At 38.9% G+C, this 17,357-nt stretch carries 16 protein-coding genes and 1 pseudogene; all 17 read right to left on the reverse strand.

Annotation, left to right across the window (positions count from 1 at the left end; all coding sequences use genetic code 11):
• Window positions 1-81 precede the first annotated feature (81 nt).
• The gene (locus AC1DVK_RS10095) at window positions 82-732 is read right to left on the reverse strand and encodes a sensor histidine kinase (protein ID WP_061462864.1); all 651 of its coding nucleotides are present in this window, start codon (window positions 730-732) and stop codon (window positions 82-84) included.
• Between the two features lie 177 nt (window positions 733-909).
• On the reverse strand, window positions 910-2,415 hold the full coding sequence (locus tag AC1DVK_RS10100; RefSeq protein WP_410861821.1) for a nitrate/nitrite transporter: 1,506 nt from the start codon (window positions 2,413-2,415) through the stop codon (window positions 910-912).
• Window positions 2,408-2,695, reverse strand: a complete 288-nt coding sequence (locus tag AC1DVK_RS10105) for a hypothetical protein (RefSeq protein ID WP_410861820.1) — start codon at window positions 2,693-2,695, stop codon at window positions 2,408-2,410. Before AC1DVK_RS10105 ends, AC1DVK_RS10100 begins: the two co-directional genes overlap by 8 nt.
• A complete protein-coding gene (locus AC1DVK_RS10110; RefSeq protein ID WP_089363119.1) occupies window positions 2,682-2,993 on the reverse strand; it encodes a hypothetical protein in 312 nt (103 codons plus the stop codon). Before AC1DVK_RS10110 ends, AC1DVK_RS10105 begins: the two co-directional genes overlap by 14 nt.
• A 187-nt stretch (window positions 2,994-3,180) precedes the next feature.
• On the reverse strand, window positions 3,181-3,708 hold the full coding sequence (locus AC1DVK_RS10115; RefSeq protein WP_061462859.1) for a QcrA and Rieske domain-containing protein: 528 nt from the start codon (window positions 3,706-3,708) through the stop codon (window positions 3,181-3,183).
• A gap of 11 nt (window positions 3,709-3,719) precedes the next feature.
• Complete coding sequence (locus AC1DVK_RS10120; RefSeq protein ID WP_061462858.1) at window positions 3,720-4,280, reverse strand: 4Fe-4S dicluster domain-containing protein; 561 nt, start codon at window positions 4,278-4,280, stop codon at window positions 3,720-3,722.
• A complete protein-coding gene (locus AC1DVK_RS10125; RefSeq protein ID WP_477626395.1) occupies window positions 4,281-6,449 on the reverse strand; it encodes a molybdopterin oxidoreductase family protein in 2,169 nt (722 codons plus the stop codon).
• Complete coding sequence (locus tag AC1DVK_RS10130; RefSeq protein WP_477626396.1) at window positions 6,436-7,518, reverse strand: hypothetical protein; 1,083 nt, start codon at window positions 7,516-7,518, stop codon at window positions 6,436-6,438. Before AC1DVK_RS10130 ends, AC1DVK_RS10125 begins: the two co-directional genes overlap by 14 nt.
• Window positions 7,519-7,828: 310 nt before the next feature.
• Window positions 7,829-8,824, reverse strand: a complete 996-nt coding sequence (locus tag AC1DVK_RS10135; RefSeq protein ID WP_477626397.1) for a 5-oxoprolinase subunit C family protein — start codon at window positions 8,822-8,824, stop codon at window positions 7,829-7,831.
• Complete coding sequence (gene pxpB / locus AC1DVK_RS10140; protein ID WP_477626398.1) at window positions 8,824-9,588, reverse strand: 5-oxoprolinase subunit PxpB; 765 nt, start codon at window positions 9,586-9,588, stop codon at window positions 8,824-8,826. The genes AC1DVK_RS10135 and pxpB overlap by 1 nt, the downstream gene beginning before the upstream one ends.
• A 13-nt stretch (window positions 9,589-9,601) precedes the next feature.
• Window positions 9,602-10,393, reverse strand: coding sequence for a putative hydro-lyase (locus AC1DVK_RS10145; protein ID WP_061462853.1), 792 nt, complete (start codon window positions 10,391-10,393; stop codon window positions 9,602-9,604).
• A 76-nt stretch (window positions 10,394-10,469) separates the two neighbouring features.
• The gene (locus AC1DVK_RS10150; RefSeq protein ID WP_155727518.1) at window positions 10,470-11,609 is read right to left on the reverse strand and encodes an NRAMP family divalent metal transporter; all 1,140 of its coding nucleotides are present in this window, start codon (window positions 11,607-11,609) and stop codon (window positions 10,470-10,472) included.
• Window positions 11,610-11,729: 120 nt separating this feature from the next.
• A complete protein-coding gene (locus tag AC1DVK_RS10155; RefSeq protein WP_284471014.1) occupies window positions 11,730-12,491 on the reverse strand; it encodes a LamB/YcsF family protein in 762 nt (253 codons plus the stop codon).
• Window positions 12,492-12,812: 321 nt separating this feature from the next.
• Window positions 12,813-13,022, reverse strand: coding sequence for a hypothetical protein (locus tag AC1DVK_RS10160; RefSeq protein WP_477626399.1), 210 nt, complete (start codon window positions 13,020-13,022; stop codon window positions 12,813-12,815).
• 22 nt (window positions 13,023-13,044) lie between these two features.
• On the reverse strand, window positions 13,045-14,169 hold the full coding sequence (gene solA, locus AC1DVK_RS10165; RefSeq protein ID WP_477626400.1) for an N-methyl-L-tryptophan oxidase: 1,125 nt from the start codon (window positions 14,167-14,169) through the stop codon (window positions 13,045-13,047).
• 1,084 nt (window positions 14,170-15,253) lie between these two features.
• Window positions 15,254-15,892: pseudogene (locus AC1DVK_RS10170) on the reverse strand (amidohydrolase family protein); the annotation flags it as partial.
• Between the two features lie 103 nt (window positions 15,893-15,995).
• Window positions 15,996-17,318 carry an MFS transporter gene (locus AC1DVK_RS10175; protein WP_477626401.1) on the reverse strand — a complete coding sequence of 441 codons (1,323 nt, stop codon included), beginning with the start codon at window positions 17,316-17,318 and terminating at the stop codon, window positions 15,996-15,998.
• Between the last annotated feature and the right edge of the window lie 39 nt (window positions 17,319-17,357).

The following is a 17,357-nucleotide window of genomic DNA, read 5'->3' on the forward strand; positions in this document are numbered from 1 at the left end:
GTTCGTATATGTAGTGTTATTAGTTGAATATGAAACAACAACGGGGATTGCTCAATTAGCAAACCCCTTGTTTAGTACATTTTAATATAATGGAAGGGAAATCTCTATAGAAGTCCCCTCATCTATTTTTGAAAATATGAAACATTTTCCTCCAATCAAATGCATTCTTTCACTCATGGCTGCAAGCCCGCTCGACTTATTCATAGCGGTTTCCACCTCAAACCCTTTTCCTGAATCTTTAATCATGATCAATAACCTGCTTTTTTTCCATTTGAATAGTATGCTTGCCTTCATCGTATCAGCATATCTGGCTATATTCACTAATGCTTCCTGGCAGACTCTGAAAAGTGTAATGCTTTCTCTATCAGATATTTTCGATTCAACACCCAGATTCTCTATCTCAACTTCAATGCCATATGTTGAAGTGTATAATTTTATATAGCTTTTCATAGCAGAAATCAGCCCCAGAGTTGTAAGGGTTGGAGGATGCAATTCCACAGCCAAGAGCCTGATTTCTTGAATTGTCTTTTCCAATAACTGATTCATATCGCCTGCATAGCTTTTCATGGCAGGCTGTTCGATTTCCTTTTCAATGAGCTGCATACCTGTAAAGAGACTGTAGAGGGACTGTCCCACACCTTCATGAAGCTCCATTGCAATTCGTTTAATCTCTTCTTCATGAGTTTGAATAATGTAAGAACTAATGTTTTTTTTGAGTGGCTTAGTATTCATTCCCACCCTCCTTACTTGTTTGTCGCAAATTATCGGACAGACCGACTTACGCCACGTCCTCCCAAAAGTTACGCTTCCTATCGAGCGATGTATTCTTGTTCAGTGGGAAAGTTTGCATTATATTTTTGTACGTCAAAAGCTCCGCTTCAAGACTGAGAATTTACTATATATTATTCTTTATGCTTTTTTCACTATATTACTTGAAATGTCACTAAACATCCCGGCATATTGAACGACATCCCCGGCATCATTTTTTATTGCACTTATTGTCAGCCATTGTAGATATTGTTGCCCATCCTTCCGGCTATTCAAGATTTCACCTTGCCAGAAACCATTTTTTTTAATAGAATTCCATAATTCCTCATAAAAAGTTTGCGGTTGTTTACCAGACTTAAGTATACTAGGATTCTTTCCAAGTACTTCATTTTCCTGATAGCCTGTAATTTTAGTAAATGCAGGGTTTACTGAAATGATTTTACCACTGATATCGGTGATCAAAATGCCTTCTATTGTATGGTCAATCACTTCTTTGGCAAGCCCCATTTTACCTTGGAAATACATCCAGACAACTAAAATCAAACTTGCGAGGGCAACTTCGGACAATGCCATGAACCCGATTGCATAATGACCTGTAATATTGAATAACAAGGATAAAATTAACGGAGGGAAAAATCCTCCCAAACCACCCATTGCTGACACAATTCCATTCACAATACCAGCCTGCCTTTGAAAATACATCGGCACAAGCTTAAAAATGACACCGTTTCCTATTCCAGCACAGAGAGCAATGCTTAAACAGCCGAATGTGTACCATCCGAATGATGGAGCAAAGGATAGGATCATGGCTGAAACCGTATAAACACCAAAAACAAACATGAGCAGAATAAGAGAATGGAAGCGGTCGGCTAGCCACCCGCCAATTGGTCTCATAAAAGTAGCAAGGACAATAAAGCCAGCTGTCCTTACACCGGCATCAACTTTATCTAATCCAAAATTCTCTACAAGGAAGTTTGGCAGATAAATAGTGAATGCAACAAAAGAACCGAATGTTATAAAGTAAAATAAGCTTAGCAGCCACAGTTTTTCATTTTTGTAGACACCCTTAACTTGTTCTAAAAGCGGGGTTTTTACTTTCGGTTCCTTTTTATCCCCCAATAGGAAGTTACCAACGATAAAGACTGACAAAATCACAAGATAAACCTGTACGGTTGTCGACCAGCCAAACTTCGTAGCTACAGCGGGGGCTGCGAAAGCTGAAATGGCCGTTCCGAGGTTTCCTGCACCATAAATTCCGTTAATAAAGCCATGGCGTTCCTTAGGATAATACTTAGGTAAAGAAGTTACTCCAACAGAGAATACGGCTCCCCCAATTCCCAGGAAAAGCCCCCCAATCAACAAATCAGCAAGAGAATCCGCGATACTGATATAATAAACAGGGAATAACAGCGATATAAAGCTAATCAGGAAAATTTTCCTGGCCCCGAACTGATTGGCGTAAAAGCCAAGTGGAATGCGAAGGATAGATCCTAAAATAACCGGGACAGCTGTTACCAGTGCAAGCTGACCATCCGGTATATTGATATCTTCTTTAATAAAAGGCAGCAGGGAAGAAATTAATACCCATACCATAAATCCTACAACGAGATTTAAGGTGTGTAATGGCAGCTGAATTTTTTTAAACATCCTGACCACTCTCTCTTCTAATTATATATTGTAAACCCGATTTTTCATCAAAAGCCACCCATTCATTTACACTTTTAGTCACAATCGATACCAATGGGACAGCAAAAAAGTTAATGTCGTCAAAATAAATGCGCAGATGTGTGATGTCAGGACAAAGCTCCACCTTAACAATCGTTTTTGTAACGAAAGAAGCTTTATCCTGGCCACCATCATCCAGGATGGCTACGCTTGCTTTTTCTGATACTAACGGTTGTATATCTTCTATTTTAATGGGCTCCACAGGTATTGCACCCCCTCTTTGTCATGTAAACGTTTAGTTGATACCCGTGCAAATGTTTCCAGAATAAATCTCCTGCATGAATCTCGATAAATTCAATTGCTTCCTCTTCAGACTCCCATCTGCTCATTCCTTTTACTTCAGCAACTACAATATCGACCCCATCGATTGACTTTTCATCTAAATACCAGTTTAGTCGGACATCTTTAAAAAGGTCTGAAAGGAGCATATCGATTTCAACAGCAAAATTTCCAGATGCTTCTTTTATAAAACAAAAATCAAGGTACGTTTCACTGTTCATTTACATTCACGCCTTTTCATTTTTCGTTTTTTTATATGTAAATAACGCTAAGGGAAACACCACAATGTTTAATCCCACGAATATTAAAACATTTACATAATTTTCATAATAATATTGGTGAACCATAAATTGGGTAAATACAATATTCATCATAAGGAAGGCACAGAGCAACGCGACCCCAATAAACTTAAGCCTCATAACGCTTCACCCTTACTGCGTATACCGCTCCATTTTCCACTTTCACCTGAATCTCAGGCAGCGGCCTTCTTGGCGGACCCGCAGTTGGAGCACCTGTTTCAACATCAAATTTCCCATGATGGCAAGGACAAACCATCTCTCCCTCTTCCTTCACCCAGAAAACCGGGCAGCGAAGATGTGTGCATGCATTTTGGTAAGCTGCATATTTCTTTTCTGATAATCTGATCAAAATGGCATCATCATGATCACCTGGAAATTTAAAATTCATTGCGTCACCAATTGCAAGTTTGCTTACATCTGTGATTTTTTTGTGAGGATACTCCTTCTCCCCAAGCCCCATCAATTCTTTAGCCGCTACCGCCCCCCAAGGGAGGGAGGAAATGGCGAATACGCCAGCAGCACCCACTAATGTTTTCATGAACCCACGTCTGTCAAGCTTTCTTTCATTATTCCGTTCAATATTATGAGTGTAATTATCTTCATTAAAGGGAATTTTATTATTTTTATCTGACGGCATCTTAATCCCTCCTAATATAACTTAGTTATCCCCTGTAAAATACCTGGGAGATTTACCTTAACGTTCGTTTCACTTTCAAGATATGGCAGGCTAGTCACCCATTTTCCATTATCTAGATTAAATTGTTTTCTCTTATTTTCAATTTCTTCATCGGTCAACCATTGAAGTGTATTGGATGGGCAAACACTTGCACACATTGGCGGGATACTGTCTTTTGTCCGGTCGATACACAAATCGCATTTGTACATTAGGTTTTGTTCAGTGTCAAATTTCGGTATTCCGTATGGGCAAGCAATCGTACAATTTTGGCAGCCGATACATTTTTCAACGAGTGCTGATAATACGGCACCTGTCTCATGGATTTGGATTGCCTGGGCCGGACAACTCCTTGCACAGGCCGGATTCACACAATGAAGGCACATAAGAGGCATCGTTTGCCGATTAACCAGAGGGTTTACATCATATACATAGTTTCTGTTCCTCTCTTCATGCCCCCCGCATTGTGTACAAGCCGCTAGGCATGACCGGCATCCTATACAGTTTTCAAGTTCTAAGTAGAGCCTCTTTTTCATTTATTGCACCTTCTTTATTTCGACTTTTTCCATTTGAGCTGCACAGACTTTAAATTCCGGCATACGGGAGATTGGATCAAGCGCTGCAATTGTTACTAGATTGATAGATTGCTCGTGGCCAAAGTGGTATGGAACAAATAGAGTGTCTTCACGAATGGCTTCTGTAATTTTCACTTTATAGATTGCCTCGCCTCTTCGGGTAAATAGACGGACTTTATCTTCATTTTCCAAATTGTATTTTTTTGCTAATTCCGAATGTACTTCGACATACGGTTCCGGACACATATCGCGCAGGAACTGGATTCTTCTCGTCTGGTTCCCTGATAGATAATGGTAAACGACACGTCCAGTTGTTAAACGAAGCGGATATTTTTCATCTGGCTCCTCAGCAGGGGGCCGATAAGGAAGCGCACAAATTTTCGCTTTACTGTCTGCGTGATAGAATTTTTTATCCAGGAACATATGCGGCGTTCCCTTGTCATTGTCATCCTTACAAGGCCAAAATACTCCGTCCTGTTTGTCAATCTTATCCCATGTAGCGCCGTAATAATCGGCATTTCCGCCTTTACTAGCCAGTCTGAATTCATCTGCCACATCTTTTGCAGTTTTCAAATGGGAAAAATATCTTCCTCTCCCAAGACGTTCTGCAAGCTCTACTTGTATTTGCCAATCGGGCTTAGAATCTCCGATAGGTTCTTGTGCCTTATTTATCTTAATAATTCGTCCTTCAAGGTTTGTAACTGTTCCTTCATCTTCTGACCACGTTACAGAAGGCAGGATCACATCCGCAAACTCTGCTGATTCAGAAAGGTAGAAATCCGAACACAACATAAAATCCAGGTTTTTCATCGAACTTCTGACGAAATTTAAATTCGGCGCAGATACTGCAGGATTAGAACATAGCAGATACAATCCGCGGATCGTTTTTTGTTCCATCAGTTCAAACATTTCATAAGCAGAAACACCCGGCTGAGGCATTTCTTCCGGTGTGATTTTCCATACTTTACAAACTTCTTCTACATGTTTAGGATTTGTAATTTTCCGGTATCCTGGCAATAAATCCGCTTTCTGACCATGCTCCCGACCACCCTGTCCGTTTCCTTGACCAGTGAATGTTGCTACACCAGACTTCGGACGGCCAATCTTACCTGTTACAAGCGCCATGTTTGTATATCCGGATACATTGTCAACACCCTTATGCTGTTGTTCAATTCCACGGGCAAACATGACAACTGCATTCGGTGCTTTTCCATAAATCTCTGATGCGCGAATGATCTTTTCCGGTGAAACACCTGTAAGCTCACTCGTATATTCCGGCGTAAATTCTTTTACTAGCTCTTTTGTTTCTTCAAATCCGTTTGTATGATTATTAATAAACTCTTCGTCAGCATAACCATTTTGAATTAATAAATTTAAGATTCCATTAGCAAGGGCAAGATCCGTTCCCGGTTTCAGGTCAAGGTGCAGATCTGCTCTTCTCGCAATAGGCGTTTCGCGGGGATCCACCACGATAATGTAACCGCCTCTTTCTTGTACGTTCCAGACACGAAACATAGAAGTTGGATGGCATTCTGCTGTGTTGCTTCCTGCAATAAATAAGCAATCTGTTTCATGAATATCTGTCCAGGGTAATGTTGAACCTCTATCTACGCCGAAAGAACGAAGGAATCCCCCGGCCGCACTTGACATACAGAAACGGCCATTATAGTCAATGTAGCGTGTTCCAAGAGCCACACGTGCAAATTTTCCTGTTAAATAGCATTTTTCATTTGTCATTGATACGCCACTGAAAACGGATAATGAATCTTTTCCATATTTTTTTTGAAGCTCACTGAATTTTTTCGCGATTAAATCATATGCTTCATTCCAGCTTGCTTCACGAAAGCCTTCCTTTGTTCCCTTTAATGATGCATCATCACGAATAAGCGGTTTTAAAATACGATCATCATGGTTCGTCTGCTGGTAAGCTGTAACCCCTTTTGGACACATTTTCCCAACCGTTACAGGCCAGTCATAACGTGGTTCAACCCCAATGATTTTATTTGTCGCTCTATTTACCCTTAAATTCATTCCGCACTGCATTCCACAATACGCACAATGCGTTTTGACCAATGTTTCATTCGGGTGTATCACATTCTCTACTTCTTTAAAAAACTTATCCCTTTGCATTCTGGTTTGCCTCCTTAACTTTTAGCTCATGGATAGGGAAACCGGAAAATTGAGCAATCCGGTATTTTCTTCGACAAGGTAGGCACATTTCAGCGAGATGATGGCCTTCCTTCGTTTGAAATTCGATATCATTCACGCCGAGAACCTCTACGACATCTTTTGATTGTTCTGATGAAACAAACTCATCACCACATACTTTGCATCCTTTCATGGATTGTTCCGCATAATGCTCTCTGTAGTTTCTTGCAAATACACTCAGTGGGCGGAAAGGTATGTGAGCAAGTTTTCCGAACGGAAGATAAATCAATGTAATAATGACTGACCACTGATGAATCAGGGACATAGCTGGCTGTCCTGTACCATGCAAAAAGATGTTCATGAACGTTAATGCCAATCCTGTAACACTGACTAATAACAGCATAAATAATGGAAGAAAGTCATACATGAATTTTTGTTCTGCTCTTGCCTGCATATTTTTCAAGCGGCGGTAAAGTGCCATGCATACTCCCGTGATAACCATTACAGCAGTAATGTTCAGAGCGTTATATGATAAGTCCGCAATGATCCCATCAGCTGGTACTGTTATTACCTTGATCCCCATTGCGATGATGTTGTAGTAGCCATTGTCGTMCATGGTGAAGTACATCCATCCAAAAACTAGGGGGAATGTCACAAAACAGGAAAGAATACATCCCCAGCCGATTAGAACGTGCTGAGTCCATCGGTAAATTCCCCTATTCCAGATGAAATTGTATGTTGCTAAATGTTCAACCGATGTTTTAGGCGTTGATTTTTTAAATAGAAGTTTGATGCCTTTTTTTATGAAAATCTTTGTTGGCGGCCTTTCTCCCCATGCGATAAACCTGTAAAAGAACCCCCCAATAAAAATAATCGTCCCCACCATATAGCCATAAAGGTTTAAATCTACGTGTGTAAACATTCTCGTGCCAAAAAACGATAAGGTTACAAGTCCGCAAACTGCTAGAAACATAGACTTGGCAAAATGTGATGCAAAAGCATTATCCATTGATTTTCCTGTTTTTTGATTTGCTGCTACTTTTGCCTGCATTACTATTCCTCCTCATTACAATTACCATACCTTTATTGTAAGAGGTGCCCCGATTTTTCCATATCGGGGAACTTCCCCATCCTAAGGGGAAAATTCCCCTATCTTTGAAAATAAAAAAAACAGTTCTAATGTGCAGAACTGTTGTACTATATTTCAATTAAATTTTCTCTTTTCAAATTTTTATCTTGTAATGGAGGAGAACCGTTGGAAGTTTCTCTTAATATTAGCTTTTTAGGAGAATGAACCAAAAAAGAAAGAACCCTAATATTAAGAGTACTTTCTTCCTTTTTGTTACTTCTTGATGAAGTAACTATATAACCTGCTGTTTTTTTAGGGCTAATGAAATCGAAACCTTCAATTCTTTCAATTGTTGTTCTTTTTGAAGGAAAAGCTGCTCGGCTTCTTTTAAGGTTACTCGTGAAAATTGAATGGATTCCCCTGGTTTGATCTGGGCGATCATTGGTAAATCTGCCGTAATAACCTGAGCTATCTTAGGGTATCCTCCCGTTGTTTGGCTATCCGCAAGGAGAATGATCGGGTTTCCATCAGGAGGAACCTGAACAGAGCCGTTAGTTACTGCTTCAGACAATAGCTCACGTTTCTCGTTTAACTCAAGCAAAGGGCCAGATATCCTATAGCCCATACGATCAGATTGGTTTGAAACTTTAAACAAATTCTCTGTAAAACTGACTTTACTGGAGTCCGTAAAATAATCGGATTGGCTTCCATCTATGAAACGAATAGCTGGCATGCGACTTGGCATAAACTCCTTATCATTGACAAACCACTTTGGAGCGGTGAACGATTCCTTAAATTCCCGGTTAATTAGAATAGTAGAAGTTACATTAAAATCCACAACATCATCCACTTTTAACGCTCTTCCTTTAAAGCCGCCGATTTCCCCTCTTAAATATGTGCTTTTACTATTCATAACTGTAGGAATAGCGTATCCTCCCGCAACAGACAAATAAGACCTACAACCTGATTTACACCCTTCAAATCGAAGAATGGTGCCTTTTTTCACATAAACAGGCTTCCACATTGGTACAGTCTGACTGTCAATAGTAGGTGATAAATTTCCACCTGTTATCGCGATCAAGCAATTTTTTTCTATTTTAAGTGTCGGACCCATTAACGTAATTTCCAGGGCCGCTTCACCTTCTTTGTTACCAACTAACATATTGGCAATTCGAAGGGAATATGGATCCATTGCCCCGCTTATAATCACCCCATGTTGCTGAAATCCTTTTCTTCCAAGATCCTGAATACTAGTTAATAATCCCGGCTTGATTACACGCAGGCTCACTATACCCCCTCCTTTAGAATCATTTCTTTATACTCTTGAGTAGAAATTGGATGGAATTTCACAATGTCTCCTGCTTGTAATAAACTTGGGGGATCTACATTTGGCAAGAATAGTTTGGTTGGCGTTTGTCCGATTAATTGCCATCCACCAGGTGTTGATATAGGATATACTCCCGTTTGCATACCAGCAATTCCTACTGCCCCTGCAGGAATGGTCATTCGGGGAGAGGAACGCCTAGGCGCTGAAATTTTTTCTGATAGTCCACCGAGAAATGGAAAGCCTGGTGCAAATCCAATCATATAGGCCAAATACTCGCCGTTTGAATGAATATGGACGACTTCATCAGTAGTTAAATTATTATAACGGGCTACATATTCCAAATCAGGGCCATATTCATTCCCATAACAAACGGGAATGGACACCGTTCGATGTGAGAGCTTTTTATCTTCTTTCAAATCCTCTAATTTCGTTTCCAAGATCGAACGTACCACTTCATAGGGAGAAATGGTTTCAGTTTCATTGCTTTGTTTTTGATTCTTATAGATAACTAGAGGGTCGTAAAAAACCGTCAAATTAGTAAAAGCCGGGACACATTCTATATATCCAGCAAAAGGTTCATCTTCAAGCAAATCCATAAACATTTTAATTTTTTTGTGGATGCCGTATTTCATTTCATTCCCAAATGTAATCACGATTGCGGAATCGCCTAAGGGAGACAGTACGCATGTAGTTTTATTCAAAAGCTTTTCCGGCATAGAACTCATCTCTTTCTGTCTATTATAAAACGCCTAATTTTTCATCACGAATATCCGTTATAAACATATATCCTGGTGCATGCGTAATCATAATCGACGGTTTGGTTTCCATTGCGATAGATTGAGGCGTTACACCACAAGCCCAGAAGACTGGCACTTCTCCTTCACGAATCGTTACTGCATCACCAAAATCAGGTTGCTGTATGTTAGAAACGCCAATCGCCTCCGGATCTCCAATGTGGATTGGACCACCATGAACAGCAGGAAAACGCGATGTAACTTGAGCCGCTCGCACGACATCTTTTTGAGGAATCGGACGCATGCTCGCTACCATTTTCCCGTGAAATATCCCTGCTTCAATACATGAAATATTCGTTTTATACATTGGTACGTTACATTCCTCTTCAATGTGACGAATCGATATATCATTATTCAAAAGGGCGTGTTCGAATGTAAAGCTGCACCCAATTAAAAATCCAACCATATCATCTTCCCAATAGTCTGAAATATCCGTTACTTCTTCCGCTAATTCACCATCTTTATATACCCGATATTTTGGAATATCTGTACGTATATCAGCAGACTGGGCAGCAAATTTAGGAATAGGAGAACCAATCTCCGTTACGTCTAGAAGTGGACAAGATTTAGGATTACGCTGACAAAATAATAAAAAATCAAAAGCATGTTCTTTTTTTAAAATTGCAAGGTTTGCTTGTGCATAACCGTTTGCGATTCCAGCAGTTGGTTTAATCCATTCATTGTTGCGGATCATTGCGCGCCATTCAGCCGGAGTTGCTTGCGAAAGATTAATCATATTAACATCTCCTATAAGTAACTAGCAGTTTTTCACAAACTGCTAGTCGTATGAATTAGATTGAATCTTTTAGTTATTAAAATAGTGATGGCAGTTGATTAATCAAAGTATATCCGCCCATTAACGCCATAACAATTACCACGAACACACCAGAAATCGTTAACCATAAAGGATGTTTATAATCACCCACAATATTCTTCTTATATGCCGCAATTAAAAGTGTACCAAGTGCAATTGGTAAAATCAGACCATTGATTGCCCCTACTACAAGCAGCACTTTAACCGGTTTGCCAATTAACATAAAGCAAAGTGTTGAGACGACTATAAAGCCAATTATAATCCAATTAGCCCTTTTATTTATTTTTTCACTGAATGTTCTGATAAACGACACAGAAGTATATGCAGCGCCAACTACTGATGTGATTGCTGCAGCCCACATAACAATACCAAAGATTTTATAACCAACATTTCCAGCAGCAAGTTGAAAAACGGATGCCGCAGGGTTTCCTGAATCAATTTGCAAGCCTTTAGATACAACGCCTAGAACTGCTAAAAATAAAGCAATCCGCATAACTGTGGTTATTAAAATCCCCATTACTGAACTCTTTGTGACTTCTGGCAGTGCTCCTACACCTTTTACGCCTGCATCCAATAGACGATGTCCACCAGCAAATGTAATATAGCCACCTACAGACCCCCCAACCAAAGTAACAATTGCGATAATGTCAATCTTATCAGGGGCGAATGTCTTCACAACTGCTTCTCCAATTGGAGGAGCAGTTGTCCATGCAACATATATCATCAAACAGATCATAAAAAAGCCGGCAATTTGTGTAAAGCGGTCCATCGCTTTACCCGCTTCTTTTACAACAAAAATTAATATTGCAATAACTGCACTAATTGCTGCTCCAGTTGTAGGGGATATTCCTGTCATCGCATTCAGACCAAGTCCAGCACCTGCGATGTTCCCTATATTAAATGCGAGCCCTCCCATAACAATGAGTGCCGCTAGAACATAACCCAGGCCTGGAAGAACCATGTTTGCAATCTCTTGTCCCCGTTTTTCAGATACAGCAATAATGCGCCATACATTTGTTTGTGCAAAAATATCAAGAATTACTGAAATTAGAATTACAAACCCAAAACTCGCTGCAAGACTTTGGGTATAAACAGTTGTCTGCATTAAAAAACCCGGTCCTATGGCTGATGTTGCCATAAGAAATGCTGCACCTAGTAATAATGTCCGGTTAGTTTTTGGCTTAGAATGATCTTTTTTCTCGTCAGGTATATTTTTAATTGGCTCCAATGGAATCTGCCTCCTAGGTGTTTGTAATTTTTATTTAGAAATAGACTTAACTGTAATTTCAGATATTTCTAAGGATTTTTTTACATGACGAGCAAAGGTTAAAGCATGTGTTCCATCCCCATGAATACAAATGGTATCTGCCTTTAAAGTCACATCAGTCCCTTGCTGTGACAAAACCTTTCCTTCTTTAACCATTCGAACTACCTGTACAACAGCATCATCATCATTTTCTATCATTGCATGCGCTTCCATTCGAGAAGTCAATGAACCATCTTGTTGATATGTCCGATCCGCAAACACTTCACTAGCTGTTTGTAAACCAATCGTCTGTCCAGCACGTATTAATTCACTTCCAGACAGGCCAAATAAAATGAGCTCAGGATTAATCTTGTATACAGCCTCTGCAATGGCAAGGGACAACTCTTTACTCTTTGCCGCCATATTGTACAAAGCACCATGTGGTTTAACATGTTGCATATTCCCGCCTTCAGATTGCAAGAAGCCATTTAATGCACCTATTTGATAGACAACAATATCATAAGCTTCCTGTGGAGAAATATTAATATTGCGTCGGCCAAAACCAATTAAATCTTGTAATCCTGGGTGGGCACCAATTTTTACATCTTTCTCTAATGCAAGTTGAACCGTTTTTCTCATAACGGTAGGATCGCCAGCATGAAATCCACACGCTACATTGACAGATGTTACAAAGTCCAAAATCTCTGCATCATTTCCAATTCGATATGTGCCAAAGCTCTCACCTAAATCAGAATTCAAATCAACTGTATTCATTGTACACTCCTCCTATTTACAGAAATTTCGAACAATAAAACTTATAAATATGTAGAAAAAAATAAGTATTTCACTTTCAACAAATTCCGAAATTCGGAATTGCCGTTTCATATTTCGGAATATTCTTATTCTATCATTTTTTTTTTATTTCGACAATACTTTGTTAGATAACCTAACATATAGTTAGATTCAAAATCTGAATGGTAGAATATTAAGTAATAATAAAAAAACCATTGTTTCCTATAATAAGGAAGCAACGGTCTTGATTACAAGTTTAAAGGGAAATGTATATAATTACATTCGATGCGAAACGAAAAGGACTTATTTTATTTGGCTGTTTTCACATACTTTGTTGCTATTCACCAGGTAGTGAGTTGTGGTTGATTTCTCCTCCAGATGCTCGCTTTCCTTGGTGCGGGCGGTGAGCCTCCTCGGCGTAAACGCCTGTGGGGTCTCACCTGTCCCGCTGCTCCCGCAGGAGTCTCGCACTTCCGCTCCAATCAACCTTAAATAGTTTCGTTTTAAAAACAACAATCTTTACGAAAAGAGCCTTTTATTTAAATCGTTTTATAGAAAATACTGTGATATCATTCTCACTCTTACCTGAAATAATAAGGTCACTTAAAATCTCTCCAATAACACTACTGAATTTAAACCCGTGCCCTGAGAAACCTGCTGCAATAGCAATGTGTGGATAATTAGGATGTGTATCCACAATAAAGTTCTCATCTGGTGTCATTGTATAGATGCAGCTTTTTCCATGTTTTATTTTTTGACCGGTAGGCATAAATTGTTGTAGAAACTGTACCAAATCCCCCTCATCTTCATCCAATACACCAAACCGTGCTATAGAATCATCGGGATTAATGTAATTTCCTCCATCATGTCTTCCTACTTTTAAACCACTGTCATTTATACTTGGAAAGCCATAGTATGTACCTACAGACGTATCAAAAGTGAAGGCCGGGAAATTTTTGTAATTATATAATTCATTTGCTTCAAACCATGCAAATGTTTTTCTGATTGGGGCTAGAGGAACATGTAAGTCTAACATTGCTAAAAGTTTTGGTGACCATGCTCCTGCTGCAACAACTAAAGCTTCTGCGTAGAAAGTCTGTTCATCAGTTTTGATCGTGACCCCATTACTATGAACAAATATCTTCCTTACTTGGCTATTCACAATGATGTTAGCACCATGTGACTCCGCAAGTTGTTGATACGCTCGAATACACTCTTCACTTTTTAACACACCCGAAGTCGATTCAAAGCAACCTATATAATCTTCTGGCAGTGAAATACCTGGCCACCTTTTATGGATTTGATTTGAATCCAGGATATCTAAAGGTAAATTAAATTTTTCTGAACTCGCGATTACTTGATTAATAAATGTGGATTTTTGACTGCCAGCATTCAGTACACCTGTTGGAAGGAATAACTGTTTTCCCGTAAGTTTTTCTAATTCATTCCATAGTTTTTGTGATTTAAGTGCCAAAGAAACATATTCTTCACCTTCTCCATAGGCATGTCTAATAATTCTTGTTTCTCCATGATGACTGCCTTTATTATGAGGAGGAACAAAAGAGTCTAATAATAATACCTTTTGTCCATTTTTAGATAGAAAATATCCTGCCGACATTCCCATAGATCCAGCTCCAATTACAATTACATCATAATGCATTCTTTTCTTTCCTCCTCCCAATTTTGATGATTGGATATTTTCGAAAGTATAGGTTGTGATAAAACTGTGCTTTCAGATATAAGCGTGCTGAAAATAAATAAATTCCTAACTTAATGAAAAAGGGAGCCGCTTTACTGAGATTGGTCAGAGTAAAACAGCTTCCACTATAGTTTTTAGAACTCAATTTCACCAATCGCCATTTCGACTAGATTGACTATCTCTCCTTCATGAATTTGCCCATAAATCGTTTCAATATCAGGATAAAAAAACCGATCTTCCTTTACCATCGGGACTTGGTCGCGTATTAAATAATCGGTGACGGTTTCCCGCAGCTGTATATTGTGGAATCATGTAGCCGCTATTTTACCCTGGATTTACTACTAAGAAATTAGGAAGTTCACTAAGGTGATGGTTTACTAGGGGCATCGTCAATTGTGAATTTTTGTTCGTTCAAAGAATCTCCTCCATTTTTTGATTTTTCAGATATATAAATCCAAAAAAATACCATTATTTCAATTATCCGGTAGCACCCCTGAAGTTTTCAGTTCACATAAAATAATGATATTTTGCCGACCCTACCAAATAAAGAATGTACACCTGCATGCAAGTTAGAAATTTACTTACAGGTAGTTTTTCATTTTATGGTTAAGACTAATACTATAATGAAATTACAGCAATGAAAATTATAAAATAGTATTTTTTTATAATTTATATCAAATCATTCTAACTTTTTTGTCTTTTTAATTAAGAATATATAGTTTCAAGGTTTGACAAATTGTTTATCATTGAAATAAATGACTACACTAAGGACTTTACAGCCTTCTATTACCTCAAATTTTTCCCTTGCTTCCTTTTCTGTGTAAAACTCAAACATTTTAAAACCATTCTTCGAATGGATAGTGATTATCCATATAATATCTCCTCCACATAGAAGGGTTTATTCCACGATTCCCTTAAAATACCTTTACTTAATCTTCACTGTAAAGCGGTAAAGTGTTTAACGCTGACAATGGGTAGGATGATAATCCACCATCCTACGATTCAGCACTATTACATGTTGACAAGTACTTCTATAGCCCATTCCATCCGCTGGATTTCCGACTTCAAGCGAACCTACCTTTTCTTGCTGTTGATTGCACAAGAAGTATTGTATGTTACCGCCGTAAGTGCTTCAGCAGGTGTAAAACGCATCGCGATTCATGCCAGGTTCATGACAAGAGGCTTAGAAAAGTCGGCGGCGAGGATCCGGGATTGCAATCGGTCTAAATGGCAACAGCTACACCTTCCTCAACCATTCAGCGTCCTTGGGCCGCATCTTCTCTTAAATTCAAAGCTGTGGCTGGAAGCAAGCGGGCAATKGTTCCTGACTTAGCCATTACTTGAATCCCTCTTCGGAAGCCTTTAATAAATGCTCAGCAGAAATAGCCCCTATTTTGGCAGCTAGTTCCGCGCCCTCGTTTGGTTCTATTTCATCAGCATGAATTTTAGGATCAATCCGTACTTTTTCCCGGCCTTTAAAATACCCTCTGATTGTTCAGGGGTAAAGACTCCCTTTTCACAAAAGCCATCAATCATTGAATTCAGCAAGCTTTTATTCAGAGAAGATTGGAAGCATATCATTAATCAGATGATCGACAAATTCATCCTCATGGCCCTTATAATCCTTGGGAACCGCATGGGCTCTCATAATAGTAGGAACTGGGTCAATCGGATGCTCTTCCTGTTACTTCTTCTGAAATGAAGCAACGGCTTTTTTATTCTTTTTAAAGTGAAATGAAATAAATATTAAACATAATCTGTTATCAATACACACATGATGACTTATCTTAGCTAACCAGATTATGGGTAGTTTCAGATGAGTTACCTTGTTTGCCTGGTTTCACGAAAACCATGGCTATCATGCCAATCGTTACGGCTATTGAAGCTGCGATAAACATGGCATTATATCCATATATGGCGACAAGACTTCCTGTTAGGGTTGGGGCAATAATAGTCGCTAGATTCGCAATAAAATGAGTTACTCCCCCAAAAGTTCCTGCTTTATTTGGTTCTGTATCCAGAACCACAATCCAATAGATGGAATTTGGTAAATAATTAAAGGCATTGCCTATACACATTAATGCAAGTACTGCTGCAGCACTCTCGACAGTTGGGATCAACATAAAACAAACAGCTGTACAAAATAAGGATACTACTGTGAACCAAGATCTGGCAATACGTAGATTCCCTGTTTTTCTACGTAATATATCCGAAATTTTACCACCTAATAGTCCAGTGATAATAGCTCCTACCCATGGAATCATACCAATATATGAAAGAGAAGAAAGTGAATAATTAAATTCATCTTGCAGATATTTTGGGGTCCATGTAAGTAATAAAATATTTACATATAAAAAGGCAAAATATCCAATGGCATTAAATACTAACGTAGGGTTTTTAAAAAAATGGTACCATGGCACATTTATTTGTTCGTCTAATTTCGTCTCACCTTTAATTAAAATATCCGCTCTTCGAATTTCTTCTAGTTCGGTTTTCGAGACTCTTGGATGATCTTCAGGTAAGTTTGTAAATACTTTATTCCAAATTGCTACCCAAATAAAGCCTAATATACCGAGAATAACAAATGTTACTTTCCAGTTAGTGAATGTTAGAAGACCTACTACGATGGGTGCAGTAATTAATGCTCCAATTGGCGTTCCAACTAATCCAAGTGCTACAGCAAACCCTTTTTCTTTAGGGGATACCCAGTTTGCCATCGTTCGGTTCATCGTTGATAAGGTAGGTCCTTCAGCAAACCCAAATAATACACGAAATACAGCAAATCCTGCTAATGCTGACCCTCCAAAAAATGCTGCACCTATGTGACCTGCGAATATTGTCCCGATTTCAAAAAAAGACCATGTGGTTCCAGCAATGATCCACATGAATTTCGGGCCTTTTTTATCTGCCAATGCTCCTCCAAAAAGTGCGCCGAATATATAACCATATCCAAAGTAACCTAGTATTGCTCCCCAACTTACTGGATCTAAATTGAACTCCTTGATGATTTCAGCTTGGGCATATGAAAGTGCACCTCTATCAATATAATTAATGATTGTAATAAGAATAATCATAAAAATGATAAAATAACGATAGTTATTTCTCAACATGTAATCCCCGCCTTGATGTTTATTAGAGAGCAGCAATAC

It is taken from the genome of Peribacillus sp. P4_B1 (genome assembly GCF_056402395.1).